Source organism: Aurantiacibacter luteus (assembly GCF_001010945.1).
Lineage (GTDB): Bacteria > Pseudomonadota > Alphaproteobacteria > Sphingomonadales > Sphingomonadaceae > Alteraurantiacibacter > Alteraurantiacibacter luteus.
Genome location: NZ_LBHB01000001.1, coordinates 234,747 through 257,786, shown reverse-complemented (window position 1 = coordinate 257,786; position 23,040 = coordinate 234,747). Strand labels below are relative to the sequence as shown.

Annotated in this window: 20 protein-coding genes and 1 tRNA gene; 12 read left to right on the top strand and 9 right to left on the bottom strand. The window is 67.5% G+C overall.

Going from position 1 to position 23,040, the window contains the following annotated elements; translation table 11 throughout:
* Nucleotides 1–87: 87 nt before the first annotated feature.
* Nucleotides 88–2,973, bottom strand: a complete 2,886-nt coding sequence (locus AAW00_RS01220) for a TonB-dependent receptor (RefSeq protein ID WP_052761710.1) — start codon at nucleotides 2,971–2,973, stop codon at nucleotides 88–90.
* Nucleotides 2,974–3,199: 226 nt separating this feature from the next.
* Between AAW00_RS01220 and infA the strand changes: the two genes are divergently transcribed.
* From infA to AAW00_RS01195, 5 genes are all read left to right on the top strand, one after another.
* On the top strand, nucleotides 3,200–3,454 hold the full coding sequence (gene infA / locus AAW00_RS01215) for a translation initiation factor IF-1 (RefSeq protein ID WP_047002536.1): 255 nt from the start codon (nucleotides 3,200–3,202) through the stop codon (nucleotides 3,452–3,454).
* A gap of 13 nt (nucleotides 3,455–3,467) precedes the next feature.
* The gene (locus AAW00_RS01210) at nucleotides 3,468–4,049 is read left to right on the top strand and encodes a Maf family protein (RefSeq protein ID WP_047002535.1); all 582 of its coding nucleotides are present in this window, start codon (nucleotides 3,468–3,470) and stop codon (nucleotides 4,047–4,049) included.
* Entirely contained in the window at nucleotides 4,042–5,001 is a 960-nt protein-coding gene (locus AAW00_RS01205; RefSeq protein WP_047002534.1) for a ribonuclease E/G, read from the top strand. The genes AAW00_RS01210 and AAW00_RS01205 overlap by 8 nt, the downstream gene beginning before the upstream one ends.
* Nucleotides 4,998–5,165 carry a DNA gyrase inhibitor YacG gene (locus tag AAW00_RS01200; protein ID WP_047002533.1) on the top strand — a complete coding sequence of 56 codons (168 nt, stop codon included), beginning with the start codon at nucleotides 4,998–5,000 and terminating at the stop codon, nucleotides 5,163–5,165. The genes AAW00_RS01205 and AAW00_RS01200 overlap by 4 nt, the downstream gene beginning before the upstream one ends.
* A gap of 86 nt (nucleotides 5,166–5,251) precedes the next feature.
* Nucleotides 5,252–5,326: transfer RNA gene (locus AAW00_RS01195), tRNA-Phe, on the top strand.
* 33 nt (nucleotides 5,327–5,359) lie between these two features.
* On the opposite strand, the gene AAW00_RS01190 is transcribed toward AAW00_RS01195, so the two are convergent.
* Nucleotides 5,360–6,991 carry an FAD-dependent oxidoreductase gene (locus tag AAW00_RS01190; RefSeq protein ID WP_047002532.1) on the bottom strand — a complete coding sequence of 544 codons (1,632 nt, stop codon included), beginning with the start codon at nucleotides 6,989–6,991 and terminating at the stop codon, nucleotides 5,360–5,362.
* 133 nt (nucleotides 6,992–7,124) lie between these two features.
* On the opposite strand from AAW00_RS01190, the gene wrbA reads away from it, so the two are divergent.
* Nucleotides 7,125–7,727: an NAD(P)H:quinone oxidoreductase gene (gene wrbA, locus AAW00_RS01185; protein WP_047002531.1), complete on the top strand. Its 603-nt coding sequence runs from the start codon at nucleotides 7,125–7,127 to the stop codon at nucleotides 7,725–7,727.
* A 12-nt stretch (nucleotides 7,728–7,739) separates the two neighbouring features.
* Here wrbA and AAW00_RS01180 read toward each other — a convergent pair whose 3' ends face one another.
* The 4 genes from AAW00_RS01180 to AAW00_RS01170 all read right to left on the bottom strand — a co-directional run bounded on the left by AAW00_RS01180 (nucleotide 7,740) and on the right by AAW00_RS01170 (nucleotide 11,748).
* Entirely contained in the window at nucleotides 7,740–10,121 is a 2,382-nt protein-coding gene (locus AAW00_RS01180; RefSeq protein WP_047002530.1) for a TonB-dependent receptor, read from the bottom strand.
* Nucleotides 10,122–10,204: 83 nt separating this feature from the next.
* The gene (locus tag AAW00_RS14510) at nucleotides 10,205–10,363 is read right to left on the bottom strand and encodes a YezD family protein (RefSeq protein WP_082124870.1); all 159 of its coding nucleotides are present in this window, start codon (nucleotides 10,361–10,363) and stop codon (nucleotides 10,205–10,207) included.
* A 134-nt stretch (nucleotides 10,364–10,497) separates the two neighbouring features.
* A complete protein-coding gene (locus AAW00_RS01175; protein WP_047002529.1) occupies nucleotides 10,498–10,938 on the bottom strand; it encodes an RrF2 family transcriptional regulator in 441 nt (146 codons plus the stop codon).
* Nucleotides 10,939–11,001: 63 nt separating this feature from the next.
* Nucleotides 11,002–11,748, bottom strand: coding sequence for an SDR family oxidoreductase (locus AAW00_RS01170; RefSeq protein WP_047002528.1), 747 nt, complete (start codon nucleotides 11,746–11,748; stop codon nucleotides 11,002–11,004).
* Nucleotides 11,749–11,823: 75 nt separating this feature from the next.
* On the opposite strand from AAW00_RS01170, the gene AAW00_RS01165 reads away from it, so the two are divergent.
* Nucleotides 11,824–13,137, top strand: a complete 1,314-nt coding sequence (locus AAW00_RS01165) for a cation:proton antiporter (RefSeq protein ID WP_047002527.1) — start codon at nucleotides 11,824–11,826, stop codon at nucleotides 13,135–13,137.
* 42 nt (nucleotides 13,138–13,179) lie between these two features.
* Here the strand turns inward: AAW00_RS01165 and AAW00_RS01160 are convergent, their stop codons facing one another.
* Complete coding sequence (locus AAW00_RS01160; protein WP_047002526.1) at nucleotides 13,180–13,608, bottom strand: hypothetical protein; 429 nt, start codon at nucleotides 13,606–13,608, stop codon at nucleotides 13,180–13,182.
* 175 nt (nucleotides 13,609–13,783) lie between these two features.
* Here AAW00_RS01160 and purC point away from each other — a divergent pair, with 175 nt between their 5' ends.
* The 5 genes from purC (at nucleotide 13,784) to purQ (ending at nucleotide 18,671) form a co-directional block, all read left to right on the top strand.
* Nucleotides 13,784–14,590, top strand: coding sequence for a phosphoribosylaminoimidazolesuccinocarboxamide synthase (gene purC, locus AAW00_RS01155; protein WP_047002525.1), 807 nt, complete (start codon nucleotides 13,784–13,786; stop codon nucleotides 14,588–14,590).
* An 11-nt stretch (nucleotides 14,591–14,601) separates the two neighbouring features.
* The gene (locus tag AAW00_RS15485) at nucleotides 14,602–14,730 is read left to right on the top strand and encodes a hypothetical protein (RefSeq protein WP_277619330.1); all 129 of its coding nucleotides are present in this window, start codon (nucleotides 14,602–14,604) and stop codon (nucleotides 14,728–14,730) included.
* A gap of 45 nt (nucleotides 14,731–14,775) precedes the next feature.
* Nucleotides 14,776–17,676, top strand: coding sequence for a M16 family metallopeptidase (locus AAW00_RS01150; RefSeq protein WP_047002524.1), 2,901 nt, complete (start codon nucleotides 14,776–14,778; stop codon nucleotides 17,674–17,676).
* Nucleotides 17,677–17,749: 73 nt separating this feature from the next.
* A complete protein-coding gene (gene purS / locus AAW00_RS01145) occupies nucleotides 17,750–17,995 on the top strand; it encodes a phosphoribosylformylglycinamidine synthase subunit PurS (RefSeq protein WP_047002523.1) in 246 nt (81 codons plus the stop codon).
* Between the two features lie 4 nt (nucleotides 17,996–17,999).
* Nucleotides 18,000–18,671, top strand: a complete 672-nt coding sequence (gene purQ, locus AAW00_RS01140) for a phosphoribosylformylglycinamidine synthase subunit PurQ (RefSeq protein WP_047002522.1) — start codon at nucleotides 18,000–18,002, stop codon at nucleotides 18,669–18,671.
* A 110-nt stretch (nucleotides 18,672–18,781) separates the two neighbouring features.
* On the opposite strand, the gene AAW00_RS01135 is transcribed toward purQ, so the two are convergent.
* On the bottom strand, nucleotides 18,782–21,127 hold the full coding sequence (locus AAW00_RS01135; protein WP_047002521.1) for a putative bifunctional diguanylate cyclase/phosphodiesterase: 2,346 nt from the start codon (nucleotides 21,125–21,127) through the stop codon (nucleotides 18,782–18,784).
* 71 nt (nucleotides 21,128–21,198) lie between these two features.
* Nucleotides 21,199–23,022, bottom strand: a complete 1,824-nt coding sequence (glmS, locus tag AAW00_RS01130; RefSeq protein WP_047002520.1) for a glutamine--fructose-6-phosphate transaminase (isomerizing) — start codon at nucleotides 23,020–23,022, stop codon at nucleotides 21,199–21,201.
* Between the last annotated feature and the right edge of the window lie 18 nt (nucleotides 23,023–23,040).

The following is a 23,040-nucleotide window of genomic DNA, read 5'->3' as shown; positions in this document are numbered from 1 at the left end:
CCGCAATGGCGACCGCCCGCCCGCAACGGGCACGCAGCGCAGCGAAGTGCGTCTAGCGAGGACAAGCCCGCGGAGGCGGGCTTGCGATCAGAACAGCTTCCTGAACTCGATCTCGAACCGCCGCCCGACCGGATCAATCAGGAACGGCTGGTAGCGCAGCGGCACCGCGCCGGTGCTGTCGGTCACCCGCTGGCGCGCGTCGAACACGTTGTCCACGCCCACGCTGATGCGCGTCCCCTCGAAGAAGGGCACGGCCTCCACGAGACTGGTGCGCTGGCCGAGATCGGCAAAGGCGCGGAAGCTGAGAGTGGCGAAGTCGTCGAAGCGCAGGTCCGTGCTGCCCGTCGCGCCCGAGCCGTCGATGCGCGAGGCGCCGCGGTAGTTGCCGAAGGCGAACAGGCCGAAGCCGTCCTTGAACACGCCGCCTCGCAGGCTGATCGTGTGCCGCGGGCTCGATCCGCCGAGCGCGTCGCCGTCGAGCAGGTCGAGCAGCGGCAGGCCATCGGCGATAAGGACGGTATTCTCGATCTCGTAGGTATATTGCAGGTTCGCAAACCAGCGCCCCGTGCCGTCCTGAGGTCCGCCGCCGAAGCGCCCGAACCCGCCACCGCCACGGCCGCCACGGCCGCCTCCGCCACCGCGGGCCGGTCCGCCTGCGCCCGCACCCGGCGGAGGTCCGCCCTGCCCGCCGGTGCGTCCGGCGAACTGGCCGGCCTCGGCGCTGCACACGCGCTCGCGGATTTGCGCGAAACGTTCGGGATCGATGCGCCCGTCCTCGCCCGCGAGACGCTGGAGCATCTGCGGTGGAATGGCGAGCGGCTGGCCGTCGGGGCCGTTAGGCGGTGTCTCACCCGCTGCCGAAGCGGCCAGCGTGGCATTCAGCAATTCGAGCAGGGCAGCCGGCTCGGCCTCGCAGAACTGCGCACGCATCTGCTGGAAGCGCGCGGGATCGAAGCCGCCTGCGCCGCCGCCGGGGCCACGCTGTCCTGCACCGGCCGCGGGAGCTGGCGCAGCGGAGGGCGCCGCGGCCGCGGGCGGTCCGCCGCGCCCCTGCGCCGCAGCTTCAGCCGCGCGGCCCGCGCCGATCTCGCCCGAAAGGTTGAGGCCGACCTGGAGCCGACGCACGTCCTGCTCGGCAAAGGTCACGAAGCTACTGTCGAGCGCGGTCAGCCGCCCGGTCGCATCGCGCGTCACCCGGTCCGCAAAGGCCGCCTCAATGGCGGGGGTGAGCAGCGGGAAGCTCTCGGTCGTGTCTTCGGAATGATTGTCGAAGTATTCGACCTGCAGGCTGGAATTTTCGAGGAAGGGCAGCTGCCAGTTGACGCCGAACTTCCAGTCGCTCTGCGATTGCGCGGGCAGGAACGGATTGCCGCCGCTCGTCACCTCGACCAGCACCGTCTCCCCGCGCGTCAGGTCGAAGATCGGCACGTTGGGCGTGGTGATGCGCGCGCCGCCGAGCTGGGTCAGGCTGGGCGCGCTGTCGCGCGCGACGTAGGTGGCGGTGAAGGTCAGCTTGTCGGTCGCGCCCCAGGTCAGGCCGGCGGACCAGTCGGTCAGCGTGCCGAAGTCCGACAGATGGTCGACGCCCGCCTGCAGGTTCAGCGACAGGTTGCCCACATCGCCGAGGAACTCCTCGTCGCGGCTGGTGAGCGGGATGGACGCGTTGGCCCCCGCGCTCCAGCGCGTGCGGTCGAGCTCCGTCACGACGAGGGGATTGCGCGTGTCGCGGCTGTCGATGCCGTTGCCGGTATAGCCTGCGTCCAGCGTCAGCGATACGTCGCCCGCCGGCAGACGCACGGGGTTGGTCCGCGCGGTGACGAGCGATTCGATGCGATAAGTATCGCTCTCCGCCTCGTCGAAACCGGCATCGGCGAACTGGCCGAGATCGGCGTCGAGCGCCAGCTGCCCCGCTGCCGCCGCGTTTACCAGCGCCAGCGTGTCGAGCCGCGCCTGCGTGCGCGTGCGGCTGGTGCCGTAGGTGCCGTCGGCAGTGGCGGTGATCTGCCAGTCGCCGATGTCGGTGTTGAGCGACGCGCCCGCGGAATAGCTGGTCGAGCGGCTGTCGACCGCCAGCGGATCGGCCACGTTGAAAGTGCGCAGCACGCTGTTGCCCGCGCCATCGGTCAGCAGAACGGAATCGAGGCCCTGCAAGCGCAGCCCGTCGTTGCGGCTGGCAGAGGCGTTGAGGCCGAGCGAGGTGCCTGCGCCCAGCGTGGTGTTCCACGCCACCGTGCCCTCGAGGCTGGCGGTGTCTGCCACCAGCGTGCGGAAATCGGCCGGATCGGGATCGCCCGGGATGCGCGGTGCCTGGCTGTCCGCCTGCAAAATGTCCCGATCCCCCTCGGTCAGCGGGCTGGAATTCTGCCATTCGAGGTTGAGGTTCAGCCGGCTCTGACCCGCGAGCCGCAGGTAGGTGCCCTCAACCTGTTGGGTGGAAAAGCCGCCGTCAAAGGGCTGGCCGTATTCCAATTCGATCTCGCGGCTGGAGAAGTTGCTTTTGAGTACGATGTTCACCACCCGCTGGTCGGGCGAGTAGCCGTATTGCTGGGCCACCTCCTCGGTGAAGACCTCGGTGCGCTCGATCGCCTCGGGCGGATAGCTGCGCAGCTCGCGGAAGCTGGAGATGCGTACGCCGTTGACGAGGATGATCGGACCGCCCCCGCCACCGCGTCCGCGCCCGCTGCTGATCTGCGGCCCGAGCGCCTCGAGCAGCTCGGCGATGGAGCCGGCGCCGTAGGCGGCAATATCCTCGGCATCGAGTTCGAGAACCGGAGGTTGCACCGCGTCCACGCGGCCGCGCAGAGCGGCGCCGTAGACGTAGATGACATCCTCATCTTCGGCAGGCGGCGGCGTTGCGCCACCGTCCTGCGCTGGCGGTTCCTGCCCGTCGGGCACGGCATCCTGCGCCTGCGCCGACAGCGGAACGAGGGAAACGGCAATGGCGAGGAGGCTGGACGAGAGGAAGACGCGCAATATCGTACCCTTGCAAAAACTGGCGTGGGTCCCCACCTCGCGAGGCGCATATGCGGATTGCCCGTCCGCGGCGCAACCGGCGTGGCGGTATTAAATTGTCGCAATTGCAACCATTGTTGCGCGCACTTTGCCGCCTGGCACCCGCGCTCTTCCATTTTCACGCCGGCACGGCTATGGGCCGCCGCCAATACCCGTCATCCGACCATCGAAGGACAAGAGATACTGCATGGCTAAAGAAGAACTCCTCGAAATGCGCGGCAAGGTAGTGGAGCTGCTGCCGAACGCGATGTTCCGGGTGGAGCTCGAGAATGGCCACGAAGTGCTCGGTCACACCGCGGGCCGGATGCGCAAGAACCGCATCCGCGTGCTGACGGGCGACGAGGTGCTGTGCGAGCTGACGCCCTACGACCTGACGAAGGCGCGCATCACCTACCGCTTCATGCCGGGCCGCGGCGGACCGCCAGGCTACACCGGCTCCTGATGCGGGCGCGGGCATGAGCTCGCCCTCTCCCATTCTCGTCCTTGCATCGGCCAGCCCGCGCCGCCGCGAACTGCTGGCTCGCTTAGGCGTGGAACCCGCCAAGGTCGTTGCCGCCGACATTGACGAGACACCGCGCAAGGCCGAACTGCCGCGCGACTATGCGAGGCGCATGGCGCGCGAAAAGGCACTCGCCGTCGAGGTTGCCGACACCTTCGTGCTGGCGGGCGATACCGTGGTCGCTGCCGGGCGCCGCATCCTGCCCAAGGCCGAGGATGAGACGACGGCGCGCCAGTGCCTCGAGCTGTTGTCGGGCCGCCGCCACCGCGTGCTTTCCGCCGTCGCGCTGCGGCATCCGGACGGCTCCCTGCGTGAGCGGCTGAGCGAGACCCAGCTCAAGTTCAAACGCCTGTCCGAGCAGGAAATCGACGCCTACATCGCCGGGGGCGAGTGGCACGGCAAGGCGGGCGGTTATGCCATCCAGGGCATGGCCGAGGCGCTAATCCCGTGGATTCAGGGCAGCCATTCGGGCGTGGTCGGATTGCCGCTCTACGAAACGCGCGCGCTCTTGAAGGCGGCGGGGTTCGCGCTTGGCTGAGTGGCAGGTTTTTCAGGGCATCGGTGAGCACCGCGCCCTGCTGATGGACCACGGCCGCGCGATTGCCGCCAAGGTGGACTGGCCGGGCGAGCTCGTGCCGGGTCAGGTGGCGGAGGTGAAGCTCGTCCACCGTCAGCGCGGTTCGACGCGCGGCAGCGTCCAGTTCGACAGCGGCGAAAAGGCCTGGGTCGACCGCCTGCCCCGCGATGCCAGCGAAGGCGCGCGCCTGCGCGTCGAGGTCGTGCGCGCGCCCATCGGCGAAGTCGGCCGCGCCAAGCCCGCGCTCGTCCGTCCCACCAGCGCCGAGCCCCGCCCCGCGCCCTCGCTCGCCGAGCGGCTTGGCGCAAAGGTCGTCCAGTCTTTCGACAGCGCCGAATGGAGCGAGTTCTGGTGGACCGCCTGGAGCGGCAGGCATAGCTTCGCGGGCGGCGAACTCGTCTTCAGCCCTACCCCCGCCATGACGCTGGTGGATGTCGACGGCGACCTGCCGCCGCGCGCGCTGGCGATGGCGGCGGTCGAGCCGCTGGCCGAGGCGATCCGCCTGCTCGATCTTTCCGGCTCCATCGGCGTCGACTTTCCCACGCTTGCCAGCAAAGCCGACCGCAAGGCTGTCGACGCGGCGCTGGAAGACGCGTTCGCGGGCTGGCCGCACGAGCGCACCGCGATGAACGGGTTCGGCTTCGTGCAGATCGTCGCACGGCGCGAGGCGCCCTCGCTGCTGGAGCGGGTACAGAACGACCCGGTCGGTGCCGTGGCGCGACTTGCCGTCAACCACGCCGCCGCAATGAACGGTCCGGGCATCACGCTCATCACGGCGCACCCTGCCGTCATTGCCGCCTTGCGCGCCGACTGGCTGGAACAGCTGTACCTGAAGACCGCCCGCCCGGTCGAACTGCGCGCCGCGCCCGAGGTTGCCTTGGAGGGCTGGCATACCCAGATTGTCGGCCCATGAGCCGAAACGCCTGCCCCATCTGCAAGAAGCCGCGCCAAGCCGACCACGCGCCCTTCTGCTCGCCCCGTTGCCGCGACGTCGATCTCGCCCGCTGGTTCGGCGAGGACTATGCCGTGCCCGGCCCGCCCGCCGCTCCCGAAGAGGTCGCGCCCGGCGAGGATTAGGGTCTTGCCAAGGCGGCGGGGCTTCGCCATAGGCGCGCTTCATTCGCGCGCCGGCATCCCGCAAGCGGGGCCGCGCAAGGTGGTGTGCCTGGGTAGCTCAGGGGTAGAGCAGACGACTGAAAATCGTCGTGTCGGTGGTTCAAATCCGCCCCCGGGCACCATCCTTTTTCCGCGAGTGATTCCCGCCCCGGTCGTCAGGCGTCCTCGCGCTCCAGCTGCTGCGCCACGCGGTTCCACGCGGCAGAGATCACCACGCTCCCCTCGCCCACCGCACTCGCCACGCGCTTGACCGAACCCGAGCGCACGTCGCCCACGGCAAAGATACCGGGCTGCGAGGTCTCGTACTGGCTTTCCCCGCCGACGCCCTCTCCGGTCACGACGAAGCCCTGCTCGTCCAGCGCCACGAGGCCGCTCAGCCAGTCGGTGTTGGGCGCCGCGCCGATCATCACGAACAGGCCCGCGCAGTCGATCGTGCTCTCGCCGCCCGGCTCCGCCAGGGTCACGGCCTCCAGCTTGTTGCCGCCGTGAAGCTCCGTCACGCTGCAGTTGTAGCGGACGGTGATGGCAGGATCGTGGGCCAAGCGGCTGGCGAGGTATTCGCTCATCGAACTCGCGAGGCTGTCGCCGCGCACCACGACGTGGACGTGGCTCGCCGTGCGGCTGAGATACATCGCGGCCTGTCCCGCCGAATTTCCGCCGCCGATGACGACGGCCTGCGAGTTGCGGCAGAAGCGCGCCTCCATATCGGTCGCCGCGTAATAGACGCCGGCGCCCTCCAGCTCCTCCAGTCGGTCCAGCGGCAGGCGGCGGTACTGCACGCCCGTCGCAACCACCACCGTGCGGGCGCAGACGACATCGCCTTCACCGTCGAGAGTGGCGCAGAACTGGCCATCGGGTCGACGCTCCAGCGAGACGACGCGGCGCGGCATGACGAAGCGCGTGCCGAATTTCAGCGCCTGGATCTCCCCGCGGTAGACGAGGTCGGCGCCCGAAATGCCGGTGGGAAAGCCCATGTAGTTCTCGATCCGGCTGCTCGTTCCCGCCTGTCCGCCGACGGCCGTGTCCTCCACCAGCAGCGCGCACAGCCCCTCTGCCCCGGCATAGACCGCCGCCGCCACGCCGCCCGGCCCGCCGCCCACGATAAGCACGTCGAACTCCGCCTCGGGGCAGACCGACAGGTCGAGCCCCAGCCGCCGGGCGACCTTGCGCGGGCTGGGATCGTCCATCAACTCGCCCTTGCCCACGATGACCGCAGGCGCGTGGCCGGTGAGATTGCACAGGGCCTGCGCCTCGTCGTCGCGATCGTCGAGGTCGTGGCTCTCGTAGGGCAGGCGATTGCGGCGCAGAAAGCTCTCGACGCGCTGCACCGCCGGATCGCGGTCCGCCCCGATCAGCTTGACGAAGCTGTTCTGCCCCTCGAACTGCGCGCGGCGGCGGGCGGCGAAGACGCCGATGACGTGGTCGGAAAGCTCGGGCACGCGGCTCATCAGGTCGAGCATGTCGTCACGCGGGGCGGCGATCACGCGGGTGTCCTGCGCCGCGCGCATGCCGAGGAAGTAGTTGCCGCGATTAAGAAAGCCGATCTCGCCCATGAACTGCGTCGGGCCGAGCGAGCTTTCGTGCAGCCGGTCGCCGCTCCACGGATTGACCACCTCGATCTCGCCTTCGAGCACATAGATGAACTCGTCCATTGGATCGCCCAGCTCCACCACGGTGTCGCCCGCGGCGAAGTGCCGCTCCTCGCCGATGGCGCGGATCATCGCGACGTGCGCGTCCGAGAGCGGCACGCGGCGCATCGTCTCGAGCTCGGCGGCAAAGGTTTCCATGGGCGGCGAGACTCCTGAGGGCGGGCGTGCCGACGAGGAGATTGGCGGGAACATCACGCTTTGCAAGCCGTATCCGGGTGGCAACCCCGCCGCGCCCCGCGCCGCTCACCCCCATTCCCGAAAGGACCCCGCCATGGCCCGCATCCTCGTGCTCTATTACTCCTCCTACGGCCACACCGCCAAGATGGCCGAAGCCGTCGCGGAAGGCGTGCGCGAGGCGGGGCACGAAGCCGACATCCGCCACGTGCCCGAAACCGCTCCCGCCGAGGTCGCCAAGGCCGCGGGCTTCCAGACGATGGAGGGCCACTCGTGCATCGAGGGGCCGGACAAGCTGGCCGAATACGACGGCATCGTCGTCGGTTCGCCCACCCGTTACGGCCGCATGGCGAGCCAGATGGCGAGCTTCTGGGACCAGACCGGCGGTTTGTGGATGAAGGGCGCGCTGGTCGGCAAGGTCGGCGCTGTGTTCACCTCCACCGCCAGCCAGCACGGCGGGCAGGAGACGACCTGCTTTTCCATCATCACCAACCTTCTGCACATGGGCTGCACCATCGTTGGGCTGGACTACGGTTTCGACGGGCAGAACGGGGTGGACGAAGTCAAGGGCGGCACCCCTTACGGCGCCTCGACCATCGCCGGCGGCGACGGCAGCCGCCAGCCGAGCGAGGTCGAGCTAAGCGGCGCTCGCTATCTCGGCAAGCGGGTGGCCGAAACGGCTTCCAAGCTGCACGACTGACCCTTTTGGCAGTCAGAAGCGCACGCTGGCGGTCACGCCGTAGGTGCGCGGATCGCCGGGCTGGCCGACCACCAGCCCGGTACTGCCCGATTGCGCGGTGAGAAAGTCGAAATACTCGGCATCAGTCGCATTGCGCACCCAGGCGAACACGTCCCACCCAGCATCGGCGCGAAATCCTGCGCGCAGGTTCACCAGCGCGTAGCCATCGACCCACATGTATTCCGACGGGCTGGGGCTGGAGGAGAACCGCGACCGCCAGCTGCCATCGAAGGCGGCATAGACCTCTCCCGGCGCGCCGAGCAGCGTAGTCGGCACGAAGTATTCGCCGGAGAGGCTGGCCGCCCAGCGCGACACGCCGGGCAGCGGAGCGCCCGAGATGTCGACGACCTGGATCGCCCCGCCCGACAGTTCGAGCGGCGGCGGCGCGTCGGTGAACGTCACGTAAGTCGCATCGGTATAGGCCAGCGACCCGTTCAACGTCAGGCCGCGCGCCGGACGTAGCGCAGCCTCCAACTCCAACCCCTGCGTGCGGACCTCGTCGACATTGGCGAGATAGCCGCGCAGCACACCGATCGCGCCGTTGACCACCGTGGCCTGGTAGTCGGCGATGTCGGTGCGGAACAACGACAACGCCAGATCCGCGCCACCGTCCCACAGCGTGGCCTTGGCGCCTAGCTCGAAATGGTCGACCCGTTCGGGCGCGACCGTCGCCAGTTCCACAGCGGGCGAGCCGTCGGCGCGGTTGGGCAGGCCCGACAGGTTCACCCCGCCCGATTTGAACGAGCGGGCGTAGGTGGCGTAGAGCAGCCAGTCCGGCGTTGACTCCCAAGCCACGGTCAGGTCGCCGGAAAGGTTCCAGTCGCTGAAGTCGGCGACGTAGGACTGGCTCTGCAACACGCCGTTCTGTCGCGCGCGCAGGACCGAATCGCTCGTCTGCAAACCGCCGCTAGCGACGGCGACGTAGTCGGCATGCTTGGCATCGAAGTTCAGCCGCAAGCCCGGCTCGATGCGCAGCGTGTCGGTCACCTGCCATACAGCGCGGCCGAACAGCGCCGCGCTGTCGTTGCGATAGTCGATATCCGTCGTCTGCCGCAGACCGTTCAGCAAGGCCGGGTTGTTGCCCGCACCGGGTCCGAGCAGCCAGTAGCTCGCCGCGCTGCCCTGCTCCTGCAAGCCGATCGAGACGATATGCTGGCGGAACAGAAACAGGCCGGCGGTAAACTCGACGTCGTCGAACGCCGGGCCCGAATAACGCAGCTCCTGCGTCCACTGGTCCTGCCGCGAGGGGTTGGCGGACACGGTGGTGATCGGCAGCTCGGTATAGTCACGATCGTTAGACGGCTGCCAGTCCCAGATGCGCCAGCTCGTCACGCTGGTGAAGTCACCTGGCCCGACCTCAGCGTTAAGCCGGGCGGAGACGCCGCCGAATTCCTGCCGTGCGGCGAGCGGCGTATCGTGATCGATCAGGCGGTCGAACGCATCGCGGCTGGCGGGTTCGTAGCCGAAATAGTCGGCCAAGGCTTCGAACTGACGTGAGGCCGGGCGCAGGGTCGGCGCCACGCGCACGAACGTCTGGCCGCAGCATTCGGGGTTCTGGCGGTTGTAGTCGCCCGCCAGCGTGAGCGAGACGGCATGGGAGATGTCCCACAACACCTGCGCCCGCGCGCCAAAGTTGTCGAGCTGGTTGACGTCGTTGCCGGTGGTCACGTTCGTCAGCATCCCGTCGCGGCTGGTGGCCGAGGCGACGAGGCGCGCGGCGACCCTCTCGCTTAGCGGGCCGGAGATCGCGCCCTTGCCCTGCAGGTAGCCCAGGTTGCCGAACGAGAGTTGCAGGCTGCCTTCGAAATCGAAGGTCGGCTGGCGGGTGGTGATGTTGAGGGCGCCCGCCGTGGTGTTCTTGCCATAGAGTGTGCCCTGCGGTCCGCGCAGCACCTCGATCCGCTCGACATCGAGGAAGTCGAAGGTCGATGCGGCGACGCGGGCGTAGTAGACGTCGTCGATGTAGATACCCACGCCCTGCTCGATGCCGTCGTTGGTCAGCCCGAACGGCGCGCCGATGCCGCGGATGTTGACCGCAGTGTTGCGCGGATTGGACGAATAGAAGCGCAGCGATGGCTGCAACTGCTGGAGCCGCCCGACGTTGAAGCTGCCGCTGGCGTCGATTTGCTCGCCCGTAACGATGGAGATCGCGATGGGAACGTCGCTTAGGTCCTCCTCGCGGCGGCGCGCGGTGACGATGATGGCGCCGGTTTCGGAGTTCTCCGCTGCGTCAGGCGGGGTACCGCCTTCGGCGGCCTGGTCAGCCGGCTGACTGGTGTCTTGCGCCAACGCGGGCGCGACGGCCACGGCGCTGCAACCGGTCGCCAGCAGCGACCAGAGGATCTTGGGATGCATTGTCTCTGTCCTTGCACAAGGTCGAGAGCATCCGGTGGTCCGGTCTGATCGCGCGGTTCATGGGGTGGGAGGCGAAAACGGGGTCAGGCGGTGAAGCGATGCCGTTCGGTCACGTCGACCTGCAGCATCTTGCCGTCGTGCACGGTAATCTGGATCGTGCCGAAGCGCAGCGACTGGAGCGCCTCGGCGATGGGCCGGAAAGGCGCGGATCGTGCCAGATCGTCGGCCGACATGGTGTCCATCGAAGCAGCCTTCACTGCACAACTCCTTATCGCACGCGACCCAATTGCCGCGCCCCCGTCTTAACTCAACTGATTTAGTTGACAATAGCTTTTTGCGCTTCGGCGTCCAGTTGCAAGCTATTTGCGCCGTGCCATTAACTGCTATCGCCGCTAACGAGCGGAACTGGGTCGATGGGGTCGGACAGGCGCACCCCGTCAAGCACGGCAGCGGTCCGGTCGCGCACCTCGAGCATCAAGGCGCGCAGGCGGCAGTCCTGCTCGTCCAAGCAGTTCTTGCACGGTTCGTGGGCGAAACGGCTGGCGCAGGGCACAAGCGCAAGCGACCCGCGCATTACGCGGATGAGATCGCCATAACTGATGTCGATCGGCGACAGCGCCAGCCGGTAACCGCCGTCCTTTCCGCGCTGCGAATGTACCAGCCCCGCGCGCGACAGCTCGGAAAGGATGGTGGCGAGAAAGGTGACCGGAATGCGCTGCACGGTAGCGATTTCCACCATTTGCACCGGCCCCTTGCCGTGCATGTCGGCCAGGTGCTGCATAGCCCGGATCGCGTATCGTGTCTTCTGCGACAGCATGAGCCGACATTGCGCCTGGCAGGCGCGCACGGCAAGGCCGGTAATCGAGCGCAGGCCACCGCCTCAGCGGTTGGCGACGGCCCGCGCGAGCATCTCCTGCACCTCTTCCACCCGACCCTCGCGCTCGGCGTTGCGCAGCGCCAGCACGTTGGGGACGAGATTTTCCGGCGGCGTCGGCTCCTGTTCGAAATTCGCCATGGTCTGCTCGATATAGTCCTTCAGCGGCAGATAGCCCTCGCGCGTTTCCTGCCCCTCGGTCAGGCCGGTCTGCACGCCCGGCGGGGCGATCTCGATCACCTCGATATCGCCCTTCAGCCGCTGGCGCAGATTCAGCGAGTACGAATGCACGCCCGCCTTGCTGGCGCTGTAGGCCGGGGCGACCGGGAACGGCACGAAGGCTAGCCCGCTGCTGGTGGTGCAGATCGCCGCGTTTGGCTTGCCGGAAAGCTGCGGGATCAGCGCCTCGCAGATCCGCATCGTGCCGACGAGATTGATGTCGATGATCTTCTCGGCGAGCGCGATATCGTGCTGCTCGTCATAGGACATGATGCCGGCGGCGTGGATCAGCACGTTGAGCTCGGGAAAATCGCGCGTCATGCGCGCTGCGCACTCGGCGACGGAGGCATTGTCCGCCACGTCGAGCACCTGCGTATGGATGCCCTCGCGCCCCTCGGCGGTCTCGCGCAGGCTCTCCTCCGTGCGGCCCGCTACGATCACGGTATTGCCCCGCTCGGCGAACTGCCAAGCCAGCGCCTGACCGATGCCGCTGCCGCCGCCGGTCACTAGGATTGTGTTGCCTGTGGTCTTCATTGGGTCGTCTCCTTTGCAGGAGTAAATAGGCACCGCGCCTTGCCTTGCCAGCCTGCCCCGCTATCGCTTCGTCCTATGCACGAAACCGCTTCGGCCATTTCGCCCTTCGATCTCGCCGCCATCCTGGTGGTCGCTTCCGCAGTGCTGGGAACGCTCAACCACCACGTCTTCAAGCTGCCGCATGTCATCGGGCTGACGGTCATGGGCGCGGTCGCCGCAATCGGGTTGCTGCTGGCCAACCAGTTCATTCCCGCCGTGACGCTGGACGACACCGTCTCCCGCCTGCTGGAACAGATGAACTTCACCGATACGCTGCTGCAGGGCATGCTCAGCTTCCTGCTGTTCGCGGGCGCGCTGCACGTCGATCTCGACCGGCTGCGGGCGGACTGGGTGCCGGTGCTGCTGCTCTCGACCGTGGGCGTGATCGTCTCGACGCTGGTGGTGGGCGGCATAACCTGGGGTCTCGGCGGCCTGCTCGGCCTCGACATCGCGCCGATATGGTACTTCGTCTTCGGCGCCCTCATCGCCCCGACCGATCCCGTCAGCGTGCTCGGCGTGCTGAAGGAAGAGCGGGTGGACGAGGGTCTGCAGGCCAGCGTCGCGGGCGAGAGTCTGTTCAACGACGGTGTGGGCATCGTGGTCTTTACCATCCTGCTCGGCGCGGCGCTGACGGGGCAGGATTTCAGCATCGCTGAAGGCACGCGGCTGTTCGTGATGGAAGCGGGCGGCGGCATCCTCATCGGCCTCGTCGCGGGGTTCCTCGGCTACCGCGCCATGCGCTCGATGGACGAATACGCGCTGGAGGTGACTATCAGCCTGGCGGTCGTCATGGGCGGCTATGCGCTATGCCATTTCCTCCACGTCTCCGGCCCGCTCGCCATGGCGGTGGCAGGGCTGCTGATCGGCAATCACGGCGTGACCTACGCCATGAGCGACGTGACCCGCGATTACGTGCTCAAGTTCTGGGAGGTGGTGGACGAATTGCTCAACTCCGTCCTGTTCCTGCTGATCGGGCTGGAGATGATCGCGCTGGTTCCTGGCGTGCCGCATGCGCTGCTGGCGCTGGCGGCGATTCCCATCACCTTGCTCGCCCGTGCGGTGGCGGTGACCGTTTCGACGCGGCTTGTGCCGGGCGCGAGGCCCAAGGCGGCGGGCGCGTGGAGCGTGCTATGGTGGGGTGGCCTGCGCGGCGGCATCTCCATCGCGCTGGCGCTCTCGCTGCCGGAAGGTCCGGTGCGCGACCTGCTGCTGGCCGCCACGTTCGGCGCGGTGCTGTTCAGCGTGCTGGTTCAGCGCGCGACGCTCGGCAAGCTGATCGAGCGCGGCAAGGTGCGGCGCGGCGAGGCCAGCGGAGAGAAGGGCGGCGAGGCGCCTGCGGGGCTGCATTGAAATGCTTCGGGGCGCTCCGGATGCCGGATTGCCCCGCCCCCGTTAGCCCTCCATACGGACCACGACGCCGGTGTCTTCCGGATCGGCCGTGTTGACCGAGTTCCACACGCCGTTTGCATCGACGCTCTCGGCGAAGCACTGCTCGGTTTCGGGCGCGACCACGGTGCACCAGTTGCCGGCATCGTCGATGCGCCAAGTGCCGTTGCCGGTCTCTCCGTTGGCGCGGGTGAAGGTAAAGGTTTCGTCCTCGGCGATCACTTCGGTGCTCTTGGTGCCGTCGGGATGGGTCACCTCGAAGGTCCCGTTGGGCGGACCCCCATCGGCAACCGTCGCGGCGGGTGTGGGCGCGGCAGCCGGTTCCGCTACGGCGGTGGTGTCGGCAGCGGTATCGTCCGCTTCCTCGGCGGCGTTGTCGCAGCCGGCCAATGCCAGGGCGGCGGTGGCGCAGGCGAGCAGTATCGTTTTTTGCATGGATATGGGTGCTCCCCCTCGAGAGCGACCCGGCGCGGCGATACCACGTGCGCCTGAGTCGCGGGAAGCGGAATTGCCCTTGCACCTCCAGCCGTGTATAGGCCGCCGCGTCCGCGCCCCGAGCTTCGTCAAGCCGGGGCGCGCCTGTTTTTGAAGCGCTCGAAAGGCTCCGCCCATGTCCCGTCGCCGCCAGATCTACGAAGGCAAGGCCAAGATCCTCTACGAAGGTCCGGAGCCGGGCACGATCATCCAGTACTTCAAGGACGATGCCACCGCCTTCAACGCCCAGAAGAAGGGCACGATCAACGGCAAGGGCGTGATCAACAATCGCATCAGCGAGCACGTCTTCACGCGGCTGGCGCACATCGGCATTCCCACGCACTTCATTCGCCGCCTGAACATGCGCGAGCAGCTGGTGCGGCAGGTGGAGATCATCCCGCTGGAGGTGGTCGTGCGCAACGTCGCCGCCGGTTCCATCGCCAAGCGCCTCGGCATCGAGGAAGGCGAGATGCTGCCGCACACCATCATCGAGTATTACCTCAAGGACGACGCGCTCGGCGATCCGATGGTGGCGGAAGAGCACATCGCCGCCTTCAACTGGGCCGGCCACGACGAGATGCAGGACATCGCCGCCATGGCGATCCGCGTGAACGATTTCATGTGCGGCATGTTCGCCGCCATCGGCATCCGCCTGATCGACTTCAAGCTGGAGTTCGGGCGCATCTACGACGGCGACTACAGCCGGGTGATCCTCGCCGACGAGATCAGCCCCGACAACTGCCGCCTGTGGGACTTCACCACCAACGAGAAACTCGACAAGGACCGCTTCCGCCGCGACATGGGCGGCGAGGAGGAGGCCTACCAGGAAGTGGCCCGCCGCATGGGCCTGCTGAACGGGGAGGACAATTCCCCGGGCGAAGTGCTGGACATGGATGCCCACCGCTCGCGCCTGCGCACGCCGGCCCCCAAGCCCAAGAAATAGGAGCACTGACGATGGAAACTGATCCCAAGACCTGGACCCGCCCCGAGCTTGTCGAACTGGATGCCAAATCGACGGACATCGCTGCTTTTCTCGGACCGGGTGCCGATGGGGGTACGAGTTCTATCAGCCAGTCGAGCTGACAACCAGTCATTGCAGTTTCATCTCAGCGCCTTAGGGTGCCGGGCATGAAAATTCGCACGCTCGCGGTGCTGACCACCGCTCTCGCCCTTCCGCTCACTCTCCAGCCCGTCGCCGTCCTCGCGCAGGACTCTGTCGTCGCGCAATCGCAAGGCACCGTCGGCGTGCCCGCGGAGATCGGCGCGATCTTCCCCGAGATCGCGGCCAGCGACCTGCCCTTCGATACCGACTACCGCGTCGGTCGGCTCGACAACGGCATGCGCTACATCATCCGTTCCAACGCCACGCCGCCGGAGCAGGGTTCGGTCTATTTCTGGGTCGACTTCGGCTCGGTCTCCGAAAGCGACGACGAGGAGGGCTATGCCCACTTCATCGAACACATGGCCTTCAACGGTAGCGAGAATATCCCCGAAGGCGAGATGATCAGCCTGCTCGAGCGCGAGGGCCTGGCCTTCGGTGCCGACACCAATGCCTCGACCAGCTTCGACACCACGCTCTACCGCCTAGACCTGCCGCGCAACGACATGGACCTGCTCGATACCGCGCTGATGATCATGCGCGAGACGGCGAGCAATCTCACCTTCGACAACGAGGCGGTGGATCGCGAGAAGGGCGTCGTCCTGTCCGAGCAGCGGGTGCGCGACACCTTCCAGCTGCGTAACGTCGTCGACAGCCTCGGCTTCGGCTTTCCCGGCAGCCGGATCTCCCAGCGGATGCCCATCGGCCAGATCGAGGACCTGCAGGCTGCTACCGGCGACAAGTTGCGCGACCTCTACAACCGCTATTACCGGCCCGACAACACGGCGATCATCGTCGTCGGCGACTTCGATGCCGACGCGGTCGAGGCCGCCGTGCGCGAGAAGTTCGGCGACTGGCGCGCGACGCCCTCCGCGCCCGCCGCCGTGTTCGGCCCCGTCGATCCGGCCTATGCCGGCGAGACGCGCATTTACACCGATCCGGCTTTGCCCGAGCAGATCACTGTCGCCCGCAATGGTAACTACATCACCCCGCCCGATACCGACGCCAGCCGTTTCGACCAGCTGCTGCGGCAGGTCGGCTACGGCATCGTCAACCGCCGATTGCAGAGCCTGTCGCGCGAGGAGGACCCGCCGTTCCGCGGTGCAAGTTTCGGCACCAACGACTTTTTTCGCGAAGGCCGCTCGACCACGCTGACCGTGCTTGCCGCCGACGGCGAATGGCAGCGCGGGCTCGCCGCCGCGCAGTCGGAGTACCGGCGCGCGCTCGCCTACGGCTTCACCCAGAGCGAGGTGGCCGAGCAGGTCGCCACCATCCGTAACGCGGTCGAGACCAATGCCGCTGGTGCGGCGACCCGCAACAACGCCACCTTCGTCGGCGGCGCGGTGACGCTGCTGCGCGATGGGCGCGTGCCCACCACGCCCGCCAGCACGCTTGAGCGGTTCAACGCGCTGGCCTCCGCCATCACGCCGGAAGCCGTGCTCGCCGCCGTCCAGCGCGAGGCCATTCCGCTCGAAGACCCGCTGATCCGCTACTCCGGACCTGCCGCGCCTGATGGCGGCGCAGAAGCGCTGCGCACCGCGTGGAACGCCGGCATGGCGGCCGAACTGGCGGCCAACACCAACGTCGAGGCTCCGCCCTTCGCCTACACCGACTTCGGCACGCCCGGGCAGGTTGTGAGCGATACCGTGCGCGAGGACCTGGGCATCCGCGAGGTGCGCTTCGCCAATGGCCTCATGCTGAACCTGAAGCCCACCACGCTGCAGGACGACCGCGTGCTGGTGCAGCTGAACATCGACGGCGGCCAGCTTCTCGCCACCCGCGACAATCCGCTCGCCGTCGCCATGTTCAGCTCGCTGCCCAGCGGCGGGCTCGGCCAACACACCTTCGACGAACTGCAATCGGTCCTCGCCGGGCGGCAGGTCGCCTTCAACGTCGGCACTTCCGACGACACCTTCCGCTGGAATGCCGGCACGACGCCGCGCGACCTCGAACTGCAGCTGCAGCTGATGACAGCGGCCATCCAGGATGCCGCCTTCCGCCCCACGGCCGAAGCGCAATACCGCCGCAACATCACCAGCTTCTTCCGCCAGTATCGCGCGACGCCCGGTGGCGCGCTGGGGTCGGAACTGGGCGGCATCGTGTCGGACAACGACCCGCGCTTCACGCTGCAGCCGGAGGACGCCTACCTTGCGCTTTCCTTCGCCAAGCTGCGCGAGGACGTGATGGATCGCTGGCAGAACGGCGCGATGGAGCTGGCGCTGGTGGGCGACATCGATGCCGACGCGGCCGTGGCGCTGGTCGCCCGCACGCTCGGCACACTGCCGCAGCGTGAGACCACGTTCCGCGACTACGCCGACAATATCGATCGCACCTTCACCGCCGAGCGGCAGGCGCGCACGATCTACCACGGCGGCGCGCCCAACCAGGCGCTGGTGCAGATGATGTGGCCCACCCGCGACGACAGCGACCCGGTCGAATCGCTGCGCTTCTCCATGTTGCAGCGGGTCATGCGGCTGGAATTGACCGACATCGTGCGCGAGGAACTGGGCCAGGCCTATTCGCCCGGCGCCGGGTCCGACCTGTCGCAGGTCTACCCCGGCTACGGCACCTTCGACATCTCCGCCGAGGTCGATGTCAGCCAGGTCGAGCCGACGCGCGAGGCCATGCTGCGCGCCATCACCCTGCTGCGCGCCGGTCCGCTCGACGAGGACGTGCTGGTGCGCGCCCGCCAGCCGCTGCTGGAGGGCCTCGGCAACCTGCTCGACAGCAATGCCGGGTGGATGACGCTGGTCGACCGCGCGCAGACCGAGCCCGACCGGATCGAGCGATACCAGACGGCGGCCGACGTGGTGCGGGCCATCACGCCCGAAGACCTCCACGCGCTGGCCCTGCGGTATCTCGACCCGGCCGAGCGGCTGGAATTCGTCGTTTTGCCGACGCCCGACGAAGACGCGGCAACCGGGGGCTAGCCGACCTCTCCCTCTTGCGGCGCGCCGGGCCAGGGGCCATAGGCTCGCCGCAAGAGGCAAGGAGGCCGCACCCATGAAAGTCCGCATCCACGTTTCCCTGAAGCCCGGCGTGCTCGACCCGCAGGGCCGCGCCGTGCACCACGCGCTCGAGGGGCTCGGCTTCACGGGCGTCGAGGACGTGCGTGTGGGACGCCTGATCGAGCTCGACGTGGCCGACGGCACCAGCGAGGACGACATCGCGCAGATGTGCGAGAAGCTGCTCGCCAACACCGTGATCGAGAACTACCGCATCGAGACGACCGAGGCCCCAAAGGAATAATGGCATGAAGACAGCCGTCGTCACCTTTCCCGGCTCCAACTGCGACCGCGACATGTGGATGGCGCTGCGCGAGGTCTCGGGCCGCAATCCGGTCAAGGTCTGGCACGGCGATGCCGACCTGCCAGACGGGCTCGATTTCATCGCCCTGCCCGGCGGCTTCTCCTACGGCGATTACCTGCGCTGCGGGTCGATGGCGGCGAATAGCGCGATCATGCGCAGCGTCGTCGCCGCGGCTGGGCGCGGCGTGCCGGTGCTGGGCGTGTGCAACGGCTTCCAGATCCTGGCCGAGAGCGGCCTGCTGCCGGGCGCGCTGATGCGCAACGCCCAGCTTACCTTCACTTGCCGCACCGTGGGCCTGCGCGTGGAAAACAGCCAGAGCCTGTTCACCGGCGCCTACGACGCGGGCGAGGAGATCAGGCTTCCCGTGGCGCACCACGACGGCAACTATTTCGCAGATGCCGACACGCTCGACCGGCTGGAAGGCGACGGCCGCGTGGCCTTTCGCTACCTCGAACCTGTCAACGGCTCGCAGCGCGACATTGCCGGGCTGCTGAACGAGGCGGGCAACGTGCTCGGCATGATGCCCCACCCCGAACGCGCCATCGAGGATGCCCATGGCAACACCGACGGCCGCCGGTTGTTCGAGAGCGCCATCGGAGCCCTCTCCGCCGCATAGCCTGCCAAGGTCGGCGACCAACCGGCCGAAATCCAGCCCGCAGCAAGCGCGCAGCGAAGCGAAGCGCGTCTAGCGAGAACGCTCACGCGTAGGCGTGAGCAAAAACCAAATCACGCCGCGCGCCGCTTGGTCACCAGCGCATGGGCATCGGCGGTCGTCATCGGGCGGCCGAAGTAATAGCCCTGGATCTTGGTGCAGCCGAGGTCGCGGATCATGGCGGCCTGCTCGGCGGTCTCCACGCCCTCGGCGGTGGTTGTCATCTCGAGGCTTTGCGCCATCGCCACTACGGCGCGGATAATGGCGAGGCTCTCCTGGCTGTCCTCCGACGCGCCCTGGACGAAGCTGCGGTCGACCTTGATGGTCGAGAACCTGAGGTCGCGCAGGTAACCGAGCGAGGAATAGCCCGTACCGAAATCGTCTAGCGCGATCGAGCAACCCAGCGCGAGGATTTCCTCCAGCGTCTGGTTCGCCAGCCGTCCGTCGCGCAGGAACACGCTCTCGGTCACCTCGATCTCCAGCCGGTGTGCGGGCAGACCGCTGTCGGCCAGGGCGCGCACCACGTTCTGGGCGAAATCGCGCTCCAGCAACTGCTCGCCCGAAACGTTGACCGCCACCTTGATATCGCCCGGCCAGCGCACCGCAGTGCGGCAGGCCTCGTGCAGGACCCAGGTACCGATGGGCACGATGAGCCGGGTATCCTCGGCCAGCGGGATGAATTTGCCGGGGCTGACGAAGCCGTGTTCGGTGCTGTTCCAGCGCAGCAGCGCCTCGAAGCTGACGACCTCCTCGCTGTTGGCGTTGACCACCGGCTGGAAGTTCAGTTCCAGTTCCTTCTTGCCGATGGCGTTGCGCAGCGACAGCTCGAGCGTACGCCGCTCCTCGGCATCGGCGTGCAGCGAGGGCACGTAGTTGAAATGCATCCCGCCGCCCTCGTCCTTGGCGCGGTAGAGCGCGAGGTCGGCGTTGCGCATCAGCGTTTCCACGCTGTTGCCGTCGCGCGGACCGATGGCGCTGCCCACGCTCGCGCCGATGTAGAGCGTGTGGTTGTCGACCACGTAAGGGTGCGACAGCTTGTGGATGATGGTGTCGGCGATATGCTCGACGAAGTTGCGGTCGTCCGCGTCGCGGATCACCACGGCGAATTCGTCGCCTCCCAGCCGCCCGCAGTGGGCATTCTCGCTGGTGATCGATTGCAGGCGTTCGGATACCAGCGCCAGCAACTGGTCGCCGACCTGGTGGCCCAGCGAATCGTTGACCGCCTTGAAGCGGTCGAGGTCGATCATCAGGAAGGCGCAGCGGGTCTTCCATTGTTCCGAATAGCGCAGCGCCTCGCCCAGCGATTCGGTCAGCATCAGCCGGTTGGGCAGGCCCGTCAGCGTATCGTAACGGGCGAGGTAGGCGATCTTGTCGTCGCGGTCGCGCTGTTCGGTCACATCGGAGCCGACGCCGCGGAAGCCGATGTAGTTGCCGCTGTCGTCGCGCATCGGGGTGCCCGACAGCTCCCACCAGCGCCGCTGGCCGCCCACGTGCGCCTGCACCATGAGGTTGGAGAAGCTTTCGCGCCGCTTCAGTCGCTCGGCAAGGTCGTGCAGACTGCGGGAGATCTCGCCGGTCTCGAAGCTGTCGCCGGCGATCAGGCGGATGAAACGCTCACCCTCCACCTCGCCCGGCTCGCGGCCGAGTGCATAGGCGAAGCGCGGGCTGACCGCGCGCAGGCGGCGGTTATTGTCGACCTGCCACAGCCAGTCGCTTTCCTTCTCCTCGAACTCGCGCAGGAGCAGCGAGACGACCTCGTCCTTCTCGGCCACGCCCGCCTCGGCGATCTTGGCCGAAAGGTGGGTGCGCGCCGAATCGACCGAAGCGCTGAAGATGGTGAGCATGAAGGCGAGGCTGGCCACGGCAAAAAGCAGGTCGCCCGAGATCACGAACGACGCCGCTCCCGTGACGCCCACCACGAGGTCGAAAACCAGCGTGGAGATCGGCGCAGCACTGGTTGCCGCGCCGCTCCCGGCGATCAGCATGGCGGCCAGCGTCCACAGCCCGAAATGCTGCGCCGCAGTGCCCTGCCCCGGAAAAAACAGCAGCGCCAGCACCCAGGGCACGCTGCACAGCGCCACGGCGACGGCCTGACGATTGAACTCGTACTGCGTCATCGTGCGCTTGGCGATGTCGGCAAATGTGCGGTCGATCTTGCCGACGTGCACCAGAGAGGCGACGACCATCACCAGCCAGCCGCCGAGCAGCCATGCCGGCAGCGTCCCGGCATAGAGCGTGGTGGCGAGGATGGCGGCCAGCCCGTGCGAGGCGAGGCGGATGGTCGACGCACGGTGAAGGTCGGAATATTGCAAGGCGCGAAGCCGCGACCAGTCCCCCTGCGACGGGGTCCTGAGACCGATGATCTGCAGCGGCGACAGGCGCAGCGGCAGCTTCGGCAGGCCATTGGCGTTCTTGCTCACCCCGCAGCCCTAGGGGGCCAATGGTTATGCTCCGGTAAAATCCGTGGCTTTATCGTAAGTAAACTGGTGGTTTACTCGACGGTAACCGATTTTGCGAGGTTGCGCGGCTGGTCGACATCGGTGCCCTTGGCCACGGCGACGTGATAGGCGAGCATTTGCACCGGCACCGCATAGACCAGCGGTGCGATCAGCGGATGGACGCGCGGCATCTCAATGGTCGCCATGCATCCCTCGCCCGCCTCGGCGATGCCAGCCGCATCGGATATCAGCACCACCTTGCCGCCGCGCGCCTGCACCTCCTGCATGTTGGAGACGGTCTTCTCGAACAGCGGGCCGCTCGGCGCAAGAACGATGACCGGTACGGCGTCGTCGATCAGCGCGATGGGGCCGTGCTTCATCTCGCCGCTGGCATAGCCTTCCGCGTGAATATAGCTGATTTCCTTCAGTTTGAGCGCGCCCTCGAGCGCCAGCGGAAAGTCCGCCCCGCGCCCCAGGTAAAGCACGTCGCGCGCCGGGGCGATCAAGGGGGCGATTTCGGCGATCGCATCGTCGTGATCCAGCGCGGCATTGAGCGCGGCGGGCGCCTCGTAGAGGTGCGAGACGATGTCCGCTTCCTCCTCGCGGGTCAGCTTGCCCTTCTTCACCGCGAAATGCGCGGCGAGCGCGGCGAGCACGGCAAGCTGGCAGGTGAAGGCCTTGGTAGAGGCGACACCGATCTCGGGCCCGGCATGGGTGGGCAGCAGCAGGTCCGCCTCGCGCGCCATGGAACTCGTCGGCACGTTGACCACCGCGGCGATGACCTGGCCGTTGGCCTTGCAATGCTTGAGCGCGGCGAGCGTGTCCGCGGTCTCGCCGCTCTGGCTGATGAATAGGGCGAGGCCGCCCGGCGTCAGCACCGGGTCGCGGTAACGGAACTCGGACGCGAAATCGATGTCGACCGGCACGCGAGCGAACTGTTCGAACCAGTACTTGGCGACCATGCCGGCGTAGTAGGAGGTGCCGCAGGCGACGATGGTGACGCGGTCGATGGCGGAGATGTCGAAGTCGATCTGCGGCAGCGCCACGCGCTCTTCGGCCGGGCGCAGGTAGCTGCGCAGCGTCTGCGCCACCACGGTCGGCTGCTCGTAGATCTCCTTGAGCATGAAATGCCGGTAATTGCCCTTCTCGATCGCCGCGGCGCTCGCGCCCGAGGTGCGGAATTCGCGCGTCACCTCGGCCCCGCTCCCGTCGCGCATCGTCGCGCCTTCGCGGGTGATGACAACCCAGTCGCCTTCCTCGAGATAGGCGATATCCTGCGTCAGCGGGGCGAGCGCCAGCGCGTCGGAGCCGAGGAACATCTCGCCCTCCCCCTGCCCTACGACCAGCGGCGAGCCGAGCCGCGCGCCGATCAGCATGTCCGGGTAGTCGCGGAAAGCGATGGCGAGCGCGAAGGCACCGCGCAGCCGCGGCAGTACGGCCTGAACCGCTTCCTCCGGGCTGCGCCCCGCCTCGACCTCGCGGCTGACGAGATGGACGACGACCTCGGTATCGGTCTCGCTCTCAAACGTGCGGCCGCCTTCGCGCAATTCGTCGCGCAGTTCCTTGAAATTCTCGATGATGCCGTTGTGCACCAGCGCCACGAGCGGCGTGGCGTGGGGGTGCGCGTTCTTCTCGGTCGGTGCGCCGTGAGTGGCCCAGCGGGTGTGGGCGATGCCGGTGTGGCCCGGCGCGGGGTTGGCCGCCAGTTCCTCGACGAGGTTGGCGAGCTTGCCCTGCGCCCGGCGACGCACTAGTTCGCCGCCATCGATCGTACAGACGCCCGCGCTGTCGTAGCCGCGATATTCCATCCGCCGCAGCCCCTCGACCAGCCGCGCTGCCACGTCCCGCTCGCCGACAATCCCGATAATTCCGCACATGGTTCGTAAGGTCCCTAC

Excerpts from the sequence above, each read along its gene's own strand:
- AAW00_RS01210 (WP_047002535.1), top strand. The coding sequence starts at position 3,468 with ATGAGCTCGCCCTCTCCCATTCTCGTCCTTGCATCGGCCAGCCCGCGC.
- AAW00_RS15485 (WP_277619330.1), top strand. The coding sequence starts at position 14,602 with ATGGAAACTGATCCCAAGACCTGGACCCGCCCCGAGCTTGTCGAACTG.
- AAW00_RS01180 (WP_047002530.1), bottom strand. The coding sequence starts at position 10,121 with ATGCATCCCAAGATCCTCTGGTCGCTGCTGGCGACCGGTTGCAGCGCC.
- AAW00_RS14510 (WP_082124870.1), bottom strand. The coding sequence starts at position 10,363 with ATGGACACCATGTCGGCCGACGATCTGGCACGATCCGCGCCTTTCCGG.
- AAW00_RS01175 (WP_047002529.1), bottom strand. The coding sequence starts at position 10,938 with ATGCTGTCGCAGAAGACACGATACGCGATCCGGGCTATGCAGCACCTG.
- AAW00_RS01200 (WP_047002533.1), top strand. The coding sequence starts at position 4,998 with ATGAGCCGAAACGCCTGCCCCATCTGCAAGAAGCCGCGCCAAGCCGAC.
- purC (WP_047002525.1), top strand. The coding sequence starts at position 13,784 with ATGTCCCGTCGCCGCCAGATCTACGAAGGCAAGGCCAAGATCCTCTAC.
- AAW00_RS01165 (WP_047002527.1), top strand. The coding sequence starts at position 11,824 with ATGCACGAAACCGCTTCGGCCATTTCGCCCTTCGATCTCGCCGCCATC.
- AAW00_RS01170 (WP_047002528.1), bottom strand. The coding sequence starts at position 11,748 with ATGAAGACCACAGGCAACACAATCCTAGTGACCGGCGGCGGCAGCGGC.
- purS (WP_047002523.1), top strand. The coding sequence starts at position 17,750 with ATGAAAGTCCGCATCCACGTTTCCCTGAAGCCCGGCGTGCTCGACCCG.
- purQ (WP_047002522.1), top strand. The coding sequence starts at position 18,000 with ATGAAGACAGCCGTCGTCACCTTTCCCGGCTCCAACTGCGACCGCGAC.
- AAW00_RS01190 (WP_047002532.1), bottom strand. The coding sequence starts at position 6,991 with ATGGAAACCTTTGCCGCCGAGCTCGAGACGATGCGCCGCGTGCCGCTC.
- AAW00_RS01160 (WP_047002526.1), bottom strand. The coding sequence starts at position 13,608 with ATGCAAAAAACGATACTGCTCGCCTGCGCCACCGCCGCCCTGGCATTG.
- infA (WP_047002536.1), top strand. The coding sequence starts at position 3,200 with ATGGCTAAAGAAGAACTCCTCGAAATGCGCGGCAAGGTAGTGGAGCTG.
- wrbA (WP_047002531.1), top strand. The coding sequence starts at position 7,125 with ATGGCCCGCATCCTCGTGCTCTATTACTCCTCCTACGGCCACACCGCC.
- AAW00_RS01150 (WP_047002524.1), top strand. The coding sequence starts at position 14,776 with ATGAAAATTCGCACGCTCGCGGTGCTGACCACCGCTCTCGCCCTTCCG.
- glmS (WP_047002520.1), bottom strand. The coding sequence starts at position 23,022 with ATGTGCGGAATTATCGGGATTGTCGGCGAGCGGGACGTGGCAGCGCGG.